The organism is Microbacterium sp. Bi128 (assembly GCF_918698205.1).
The window spans coordinates 1-8,177 of record NZ_CAKKMM010000167.1; the positions used below are offsets into that span (position 1 = coordinate 1).

Annotated in this window: 11 protein-coding genes; 4 read left to right on the forward strand and 7 right to left on the reverse strand. The window is 70.5% G+C overall.

Annotation, left to right across the window (positions count from 1 at the left end; all coding sequences use genetic code 11):
- Window positions 1-967 (forward strand): NADP-dependent oxidoreductase (locus tag LQV45_RS13035; RefSeq protein ID WP_308288863.1); only part of this gene is annotated, 967 nt, incomplete at its 5' end.
- Here the strand turns inward: LQV45_RS13035 and LQV45_RS13040 are convergent.
- Window positions 954-1,856, reverse strand: a complete 903-nt coding sequence (locus tag LQV45_RS13040; RefSeq protein WP_230007396.1) for a LysR family transcriptional regulator ArgP — start codon at window positions 1,854-1,856, stop codon at window positions 954-956. The genes LQV45_RS13035 and LQV45_RS13040 overlap by 14 nt on opposite strands.
- A gap of 69 nt (window positions 1,857-1,925) precedes the next feature.
- On the opposite strand from LQV45_RS13040, the gene LQV45_RS13045 reads away from it, so the two are divergent.
- On the forward strand, window positions 1,926-2,591 hold the full coding sequence (locus tag LQV45_RS13045; protein WP_230007397.1) for a LysE/ArgO family amino acid transporter: 666 nt from the start codon (window positions 1,926-1,928) through the stop codon (window positions 2,589-2,591).
- A 15-nt stretch (window positions 2,592-2,606) separates the two neighbouring features.
- On the forward strand, window positions 2,607-2,885 hold the full coding sequence (locus LQV45_RS13050; RefSeq protein WP_230007398.1) for an acylphosphatase: 279 nt from the start codon (window positions 2,607-2,609) through the stop codon (window positions 2,883-2,885).
- A gap of 12 nt (window positions 2,886-2,897) precedes the next feature.
- On the opposite strand, the gene LQV45_RS13055 is transcribed toward LQV45_RS13050, so the two are convergent.
- From LQV45_RS13055 to rplK, 5 genes are all read right to left on the reverse strand, one after another.
- A complete protein-coding gene (locus LQV45_RS13055; protein WP_290370245.1) occupies window positions 2,898-3,701 on the reverse strand; it encodes an amino acid ABC transporter ATP-binding protein in 804 nt (267 codons plus the stop codon).
- Complete coding sequence (locus LQV45_RS13060; RefSeq protein WP_230007403.1) at window positions 3,688-4,311, reverse strand: amino acid ABC transporter permease; 624 nt, start codon at window positions 4,309-4,311, stop codon at window positions 3,688-3,690. The genes LQV45_RS13055 and LQV45_RS13060 overlap by 14 nt, the downstream gene beginning before the upstream one ends.
- Window positions 4,312-4,430: 119 nt before the next feature.
- Complete coding sequence (locus LQV45_RS13065) at window positions 4,431-5,234, reverse strand: amino acid ABC transporter substrate-binding protein (protein WP_230007399.1); 804 nt, start codon at window positions 5,232-5,234, stop codon at window positions 4,431-4,433.
- Between the two features lie 183 nt (window positions 5,235-5,417).
- Window positions 5,418-6,110 (reverse strand): 50S ribosomal protein L1, encoded by a 693-nt coding sequence (gene rplA, locus LQV45_RS13070; RefSeq protein WP_138177599.1) that lies wholly within the window; start codon window positions 6,108-6,110, stop codon window positions 5,418-5,420.
- 11 nt (window positions 6,111-6,121) lie between these two features.
- Window positions 6,122-6,553: a 50S ribosomal protein L11 gene (rplK, locus tag LQV45_RS13075; protein ID WP_138177601.1), complete on the reverse strand. Its 432-nt coding sequence runs from the start codon at window positions 6,551-6,553 to the stop codon at window positions 6,122-6,124.
- A 303-nt stretch (window positions 6,554-6,856) separates the two neighbouring features.
- On the opposite strand from rplK, the gene LQV45_RS13080 reads away from it, so the two are divergent.
- Window positions 6,857-7,819 (forward strand): hypothetical protein, encoded by a 963-nt coding sequence (locus LQV45_RS13080; protein WP_230007400.1) that lies wholly within the window; start codon window positions 6,857-6,859, stop codon window positions 7,817-7,819.
- 173 nt (window positions 7,820-7,992) lie between these two features.
- Here LQV45_RS13080 and LQV45_RS13085 read toward each other — a convergent pair.
- A partial coding sequence (locus tag LQV45_RS13085) for a transcription termination/antitermination protein NusG (RefSeq protein WP_374208208.1) occupies window positions 7,993-8,177 on the reverse strand: 185 nt, incomplete at its 5' end.

An 8,177-nucleotide genomic window follows, 5' to 3' on the forward strand; every position in this document is an offset into this window, starting at 1 on the left:
CCCCGAGACCATGCGCGCCGTGGTCCTCGATGCCCCCGGCGACGCCGATGCCCTTCACGGTGCCATCGTCCCGGTCCCGGCTCCGATCATGAGCGAGGTGCTCGTGCGCATCGTCGCCGCCGGCATCAACCCGATCGACGCCAAGACCCGCGCCGGCCGCGGGGTTGCCGGGGCGATCACCGCGTGGCCCGCGACCCTCGGCTACGACTTCAGCGGCATCGTCGTCGCCGCCCCCTACGAATCGCACCCGTTCCCTCCCGGCACCGAGGTGTTCGGGATGACGCCGACCCCGCGCACCCCGGGCACGTACGCCGAATACGCGGTCGTCCCCTCGCTCTCGATCGCGCGCAAGCCGACGTCGCTGTCGCACGTCGAGGCCGCGGGCGTGCCCTTGGCCGCCCTGACCGCGTGGGGTGTCGTCGTCGAGACCGCGCTCGCCCACGAGGGCCAGCGGATCCTCATCCACGCCGGAAGCGGCGGCGTGGGGCACTTCGCCGTGCAGTTCGCCGCCTACTTCGGCGCGCACGTCATCGCGACGGGGTCGCCGCGCAACCTCGACTGGCTGCGTGAACTCGGCGCGGCCGAAGTCGTCGACCACACGACGGAGCGGTTCGAGGAGGTCGTCGCGCCCGTCGACGTGGTCGTCGACCTCGTCGGGAACGTCGCGGACGACACCGGAACGCGCTCGCTCGACGTCCTGCGCCCGGGCGGGCTGCTCATCGAAGTGCCCACCGGCGCGTGGCCCGAGTTCCGCGAAGCCGCGTCGGCGCGCGGCATCCGCTCGACCGCGTACAAGGTCGTCCCCGACGGGGGCGCCCTGGCCACGGTCGGACGTCTGCTGGACTCGGGCGCCGTGCGGGTGTTCGTCGACCGCGTCTTCGACCTGGACGAGGCCGCTTCCGCCCACCGCGAGCTGGAGAAGGGCCACACGCGCGGCAAGATCGTCCTGCGCGTCAGCGACGACTGACCCCGCCCGGCGAGAGGACCCGACGCCCTTCGGCCACGACCTCCTCGGCGACCTCGTCCAGCAGTGGCGAGGTCAGATTCCACTGCTGCCAGAACAGCGGCACGTCCACGGGGTCGCCGCCGAGCCGGACGAGCGCGCCCGTCCGCACCCCCTCCGTGGATTGGAAGCCGGGCAGCAGCCCCCACCCGAGCCCCAGCTCGATCGCCGTGGCGAAGTCCTGTGACGCGGGGACCCGGTGCCGCGGCGGCTCGCTCGCGGGAACGCCCCGACTGCTGAGCCAGCGGCTCTGCAGATCGTCGCGGCGGTCGAAGTCCACGACCGGCGCCGCCGACAGCGCCGCGGCGTCCACCCCGTCGGCGAACCAGCGCTCGGCGAAACCGGCCGCGGCCACCGCCTCGTACCGCAGGATGCCGAGCCCTCGCACACGGCATCCCGCCACGGGCACGTCGCGCGAGGTGACGGCGCCCATCACCGCGCCGGTCTCCAGAAGGCCCGCTGTGAAGTCCTGGTCGTCGCGATGCAGGTCGAACACCACGGGGCGTCGAGCCGCCACGCGGGCCAGCGGCGGCAGGAACCAGGTCGCCAGCGAGTCGGCGTTGACGGCGAGCGGGACGGATGCCACGGCTCCGCCCTCCGCGCCGATCGCGGTCAGGGCGTCGTGCTCGAGCAGGGCGAGTTGACGAGCCAGCCGCACGACGGCATCCCCGGCCGGAGTGGTGCGAACGGGCTTGGACCGGACGAGCACGACGCGACCGAGCTGGTCCTCGAGGGCACGCAGCCGCTGGCTGACGGCCGACGGGGTGATGTGGAGCCGCCGGGCCGCGGCATCGAGAGTGCCTTCGTCTACGACCGCGGCGAGGGTCCGGGCGAGGTCCAGCGGGATCGACATGAAGCGATGCTAATGCTCCGGCAGAATTCTGAACTGTACGTGATATCAGTGTGGGCCTAGCGTCGGACCGTGCTCTCCTCCCTCGCCGCCGGCTTCGGGCTGGGCCTGTCGCTCATCGTCGCCATCGGTGCCCAGAACCTCTTCGTCCTGCGCCAGGGGGTGCGACGCGAGCACGTGCTCGCGGTGGTGGCGGTCTGCGCGGTGTCCGACGCGGTGCTCATCGCCCTCGGCGTCTCGGGTATCGGCGCGATCGTGACCGCGGTGCCGTGGCTCCTGGACGTCGTGCGCTGGGCGGGAGCGGCGTTCCTCGTCGGATACGGCGTCCTCGCCGCGCGGCGCGCCCTGCGGCCGTCGGGCGAGGTGCTGCGGGTGGAGACGGCCCCTCCGGCGACGGCGGGCGCGGTGTCCACGACCGTGCGGACGCGCGCGGCGACGACGACCCGGATGGCGGCGGTGCTCACGTGCCTCGCCCTGACGTGGCTCAACCCGCACGTCTACCTCGACACGGTGTTCCTGCTCGGCTCCGTCGCCGCCACACACGGCGACGCGCGCGGCGTGTTCGGGGTGGGCGCGGCCGCCGCGAGCGTGGTGTGGTTCGCCGCGCTCGGCTTCGGCTCGAGATACCTGGGCCGGTGGCTGGACTCTCCCCGCGCCTGGCGCGTGCTGGACGCGGTGATCGCCCTGGTGATGTGGGCGCTGGCCTTCTCGCTCGTCCTGCCCGTGTTCACCGGCTGAGGGCACAATGGGCTCATGCGAACCGTCGAGATCACCGTCCACGGGCACGTGCAGGGCGTCGGGTTCCGGTGGGCGATGCGCGCCGAGGCGCAGAAGCGACACGTGACCGGTTGGGTCCGCAATCGGCGGGAGGGCGCCGTGCAGGCGCGGGTGAGCGGAACGCCGAACGACGTCGAGGGCATGGTCGCGTGGGCGCACCACGGCCCCCCGCTCGCACGCGTGGCGCGCGTCGACGAGGTCGAGGTCGACGGCGCGGAGGTCGTCAACGGGTTCGAGATCCTCGACTCCGTCTGAGCCGCGACACGATCAGTCCAACGGCCGCAGGATCCGGTCGAGGAACCGCCGTGTGCGCTCCTTCTCGGGGTTCGTGAACAGGGCCTCGGGCGCCCCCCGCTCGACGATGACACCCTCGTCGAAGAACAGGACCTCGTCGGCGACTTCGCGGGCGAAGGCCAGTTCGTGCGTGACGATGACCATGGTCCACCCCTCGTCGGCGAGCCCGCGGAGCACTTTGAGCACCTCGCCCACGAGCTCCGGATCCAGCGCGCTGGTCGGCTCGTCGAAGAGCAGCAGGTCGGGCTGCAGGGCCAGGGCGCGCACGATGCCCACGCGCTGCTGCTGCCCGCCCGAGAGCTCGAAGGGATAGGCATCCCGCTTCTCGGCCAGCCCCACGCGCTCCAGCAGCGCCTCGGCCCGGGCGATCGCCTCGGCCTTGGGGACACCGTGCGCGTGCACCGGCCCCTCGATCACGTTCTGGATCACCGTGAGGTGCGGGAAGAGGTTGTGGTGCTGGAACACCATCGCGGACCGGTCGCGCATCGCGGCGCGCTCGGTCTTCGACGCTCCCCCGGCGAGGTCGATCGACGGGCCGCCGTCGAACTCGACGCGACCCGCGTCGGCGGTCTCCAGGCCGTTCAGGCAGCGCAGCACCGTCGTCTTGCCCGACCCCGACGGGCCGATCAGGACGAGCACTTCGCCGCGGCCGACCTCGAGGTCGACGCCGTCCAGCACCCGGTTGACGCCGAAGCTCTTCTGCAGCCCGCTCACGCGCAGCAGCGGGGCCGAGACCGGCCCCGACGGCGGGGTGAGGGGATCGTCAGTGTGCGACATGGCGATCGAGTCTCCTCTCGAGGACGCCCTGACCCGCCGACAGCACGAGACAGAACAGCCAGTAGATCAGGGCCGCTTCGAGGTAGACCGCCATGAACTCGTACGAGAACGCGGCGATGTTCTGCGCCTGGCGGAACAGCTCGGTGACCAGGATGAGGGATGCCAGAGAGCTGTCCTTCACGAGCGAGATGAACGTGTTGGACAGCGGGGGCACGGACACGCGGGCCGCCTGCGGCAGGATGATGCGCGTCAGCGTCTTGACCGGCGACAGTCCGACGACGTGGGCCGCTTCCCACTGCCCGCGCGGCACCGACAGGATCGCGGCGCGGATCACTTCGGCGGCGTAGCCGCCGACGTTGAGCGAGAAGGCGATGACCGCCGCCGGGAACGGGTCGATGACGACACCGATCGCGGGCAGGCCGTAGAAGATCACGAACAGCTGCACCAGCAGCGGCGTCCCACGGATGACCGAGATGTAGAACCGCGCGATGCCGCGCAGAACGATGTTGCGGGACAGCCGCAAGAGCGCCATTCCGAGGGCGATCACGAGCCCGATGGCAAAGGACGCCAACGACAGGGGGATCGTCCCGCGCAACCCCGCCAGCACCATGGGCCAGAACGAGTCGATCAGCAGGGTCCAGATGTCGTTCACTCGGCCTCCTCTCCGTCGTGCACGCGGCACGCCCGCGCCCCCACGCTAAGCGCGGGGCGCGGGCGTGCGGCGGGGCTTTACTTCGTGACGTCGGCTCCGAAGTACTTCTGGCTGATCTCCGTCAGCGTGCCGTCGGCGCGGAGCTCCTCGAGAGCGCCGTCGATGGCATCCACCAGAGCCTGCTTGTCCTTCGTGGTGGCGAAGGCGCTGTCCGAGGTTTCGTCGGTCTCGGCGGCGATCTTCAGGCCGGTGGGGCTGTTCGTCTTCTCGTAGTCGAGGTAGGTCAGCTGGTCGTTGACGGTGGCGTCGACACGGCCCTGCTGGAGCAGGGCGACGGCCTGCGCCCAGCCCTCGACGGCCTCGACCTGCGCGCCGCTGTCGGTGGCCAGCTCATACCAGTTGCTCGTGAGCGACTGGGCCGTCGTCTTGCCCGACAGATCGGCGAAGCTCGAGATCAACGAGTCGCCCTCGGTGGTCACCACGACACCGCGCGACACGGTGTACGGCGCGCTGAAGAGGTACTTCTCCTGGCGCTCGGGGTTGATCGACACCTGGTTCGCGATGACGTCGAAGCGTCCGGCATCCAGGCCCGCGAAGATGGCATCCCACTGCGTCTCCTGGAAGCGGACCTTCAGGCCCAGTTTGTCGGCGACGGCCTGGGCGATCTCGACGTCGTAGCCGGTGAGCGCACCCGACTCGTCGTGGAACGAGAAGGGACGGTACGTGCCCTCGGTGGCCACGGTCAGCGTGCCGCCCGAGACGAGACCGAACTCGTCGCCCTGCTCGGCCGAACCGGACGTGGAGCCGCCGCTGCACGCGGTGAGCGTGAGAGCGAGGGCGCCGAGGGCGGCGGCGAGGACGGGAAGACGACGACGGGGCATAGCTGTTCCTTGCGTGTGATGCGGATGGTTCCGGGGCGGGGGCGCGATGCGCGCCCCCCAGCTGAACACGGCCGTCGGCGGCATCCTTCCCGGATGACGCTGTGTTGCACGTTCGTGCAGCGGCGCGCGCCCACGCGAAAGCCCCGCCGGCACGGGGCGCGACGGGGCTTTCGGCGACGAACGTCAGGCGATGGAGTTGACGTCCAGCGGGATGCCGGGACCGAAGGTGGTCGAGACGGCGCCCTTCTGGATGTAACGGCCCTTCGAGCTGGACGGCTTGAGGCGGACGATCTCCTCGAGCGCGGCCTTCAGGTTCTCGTCGAGCTGCTCGGCCGAGAACGAGGCCTTGCCGACGACGAAGTGCACGTTGGCGTGCTTGTCGACGCGGAACTCGATCTTTCCGCCCTTGATCTCCTCGACGGCCTTGGCCGGATTGGGGGTCACGGTGCCGGTCTTGGGGTTGGGCATGAGGCCACGGGGGCCCAGCACCTTACCCAGACGACCGACCTGGCCCATGAGCTCGGGCGTGGCGACGGCGGCGTCGAACGACGTGTAGCCGGCGGCGACCTTCTCGATGAGCTCGGTGCCGCCGACCTCGTCGGCACCGGCGGCGAGGGCCGCCTCGGCCGCGGGGCCGTTGGCGAAGACGATGACGCGAGCGGTCTTACCCGTGCCGTGGGGCAGGATGACCGTGCCGCGGACCATCTGGTCGGCCTTGCGGGGGTCGACCGAGAGCTTCAGCGCGACCTCGACGGTCGAGTCGAACTTCTTCGAGCCGGTCTCCTTGGCCAGGGCGACGGCCTCGGTGGGGGTGTAGAACGTGTCGGGCGCGACCTTCTCGGCGGCGGCCCGGTATGCCTTGGACTTGGTAGCCATGATTATCTCCCTCAGTCCTCGACCGTGATGCCCATGGAACGGGCGGTGCCGGCGATGATCTTGGCCGCGGCCTCGATGTCGTTCGCGTTCAGGTCGGGCTGCTTCGTGGTGGCGATCTCGCGAACCTGGTCCTTGGTGAGCTTGCCCACCTTGACCGTGTGCGGCGTCGCGGAACCCTTCTGCAGGCCGGCGGCCTTCTTGATGAGCTCGGCGGCCGGGGGCGTCTTCAGGATGAACGTGAAGCTGCGGTCCTCGTACACCGTGATCTCGACGGGGATCACGTTGCCGCGCTGCGACTCGGTCGCGGCGTTGTAGGCCTTGCAGAACTCCATGATGTTGACGCCGTGCTGACCGAGCGCGGGGCCGATCGGCGGCGCCGGGTTGGCGGCACCGGCGTTGATCTGGAGCTTGATCAGGCCGGTCACCTTCTTCTTGGGTGCCATATCCTCTTCCTCTCCTCGAGGGGATGCCGGCTGGCATCCTCTCTCCCGCACGTCCGGCCGTTCCGGACAGCGGTCGCGCCCGCGCAATGCACGAGCAACCTCCCCATCATACGCGACGCCACGGCATCCGCGCTCCCCCGGCCCGCGTCCCTCTTCGCGATAAACGCTGTTCCTTCTGAGACACGGCGCGAGGCAGCGTGTCTCAGAAGGATCGGCGTTTATGGGGAGGGCGCGCCACGGTGTCGCGCTCGGCTATCCACAGGCGCGCCGAGACGGCCCCGGCGAACTGGCACCCTCGGGGGCATGAACACGGCCGTACCCTCGTTGCGCACTGCACCCGCGCCCCTCGTCGCGGCGGGGAACGCCGTCCTGCTCGGCGCGCACCCGTCGACGGATACCGACCTACACCGGGTCCGTCCGGGGATCTACACCGCGCGTCGGGCCTGGGAAGACCTGCCCGCGTGGGACCGATACCTCCTGCGCGTGCACGCCTTCCGCCTCGTCCGCCCCGACGCGATGTTCTCGCACGAGTCGGCTGCGGCGCTGAGAGGCTTGCCGCTCTTCGGTCACCCCCGACACCTCCACATCTTCGACGAGCGACGGGAGCGGTCGCTGGCCTACGGCGACGTGCACGTCCACACCAGCGCCGATCGCCGACGCGCACAGGATGCCGACGGCATCCTGCTCACGACAGTCGCCGACACCGTGATCGATCTCGCCCGCGCGCTCCCTCCCGCATTCGGCCTGGCCGTCGCGGATGCCGCCGTCCGCACGTCGGACGTGACGGGCATCGACCTGCGCGCCGTTCTCGAGCGGCAGCGAAATCCCCGCGGTCGGCGTCGCGCCGAGTGGGTTCTGTCCCGCACCACGCCGCTCGCCGAATCGGTCGGTGAATCTCTGAGCCGCGCCGTCATCGAGTGGTGCGGCTTCCCCTCCCCCGTCCTCCAACGGGAGCACCACGTCGAAGGACGCCGCTACCGCTCGGATTTCTGCTGGCCGGAGCACCGCGTGATCGGGGAGTCCGACGGGTGGATGAAATACGGCGGCGGCGGTGACCCGGCGGCATCCGCGGTCGCGATTCGCGAGGAGAAACGCAGAGAAGACGCACTACGCCGTGCGGGCTGGCGGATCGCTCGATGGGACTACGCCGGGGCGATCACCGTGACCGGCCTCCGCGACGCCCTCACCCGGGCCGGCCTCTCTCCGACGCGGGCGCCGGACACCGCGAACCTCTTCGCGGTCGCACGCAATCCGCGCTCTGCCTGACCCGCGGCGCGCTCCGCCCACCGAGACCCAGCGATAAACGCCGATCGTCGTGAGACACGCCGCGGCTCAGCGTGTTTCGAGAGAGATGGCGTTTATCGCGAGGGGGACCACCAACGCGGAACGCCCCGCGCGGCCGGGGCCGGGCGGGGCGTTCGCGAAAGACGCAGAAGGCGTCAGATCATCTTGGTGACCTGGTCGAACGAGAGCTCGACCGGGGTCTCGCGCTCGAAGAGCGACACCAGCACCGTGAGCTTGCCGCTCTCGGGCTTGATCTCGCTGATCGTGCCGGGAAGACCCGCGAACGAGCCCTCCTTGATCGTGATGGTCTCGCCGGTCTCGAAGTCGACCTCGGCGGGGA

Coding starts and splice junctions, on each gene's coding strand:
- LQV45_RS13040 (WP_230007396.1), bottom strand. CDS start 1,856: ATGTCGATCCCGCTGGACCTCGCCCGGACCCTCGCCGCGGTCGTAGAC.
- LQV45_RS13050 (WP_230007398.1), top strand. CDS start 2,607: ATGCGAACCGTCGAGATCACCGTCCACGGGCACGTGCAGGGCGTCGGG.
- LQV45_RS13060 (WP_230007403.1), bottom strand. CDS start 4,311: ATGGTGCTGGCGGGGTTGCGCGGGACGATCCCCCTGTCGTTGGCGTCC.
- rplK (WP_138177601.1), bottom strand. CDS start 6,553: ATGGCACCCAAGAAGAAGGTGACCGGCCTGATCAAGCTCCAGATCAAC.
- LQV45_RS13080 (WP_230007400.1), top strand. CDS start 6,857: ATGAACACGGCCGTACCCTCGTTGCGCACTGCACCCGCGCCCCTCGTC.
- LQV45_RS13065 (WP_230007399.1), bottom strand. CDS start 5,234: ATGCCCCGTCGTCGTCTTCCCGTCCTCGCCGCCGCCCTCGGCGCCCTC.
- rplA (WP_138177599.1), bottom strand. CDS start 6,110: ATGGCTACCAAGTCCAAGGCATACCGGGCCGCCGCCGAGAAGGTCGCG.
- LQV45_RS13055 (WP_290370245.1), bottom strand. CDS start 3,701: ATGTCGCACACTGACGATCCCCTCACCCCGCCGTCGGGGCCGGTCTCG.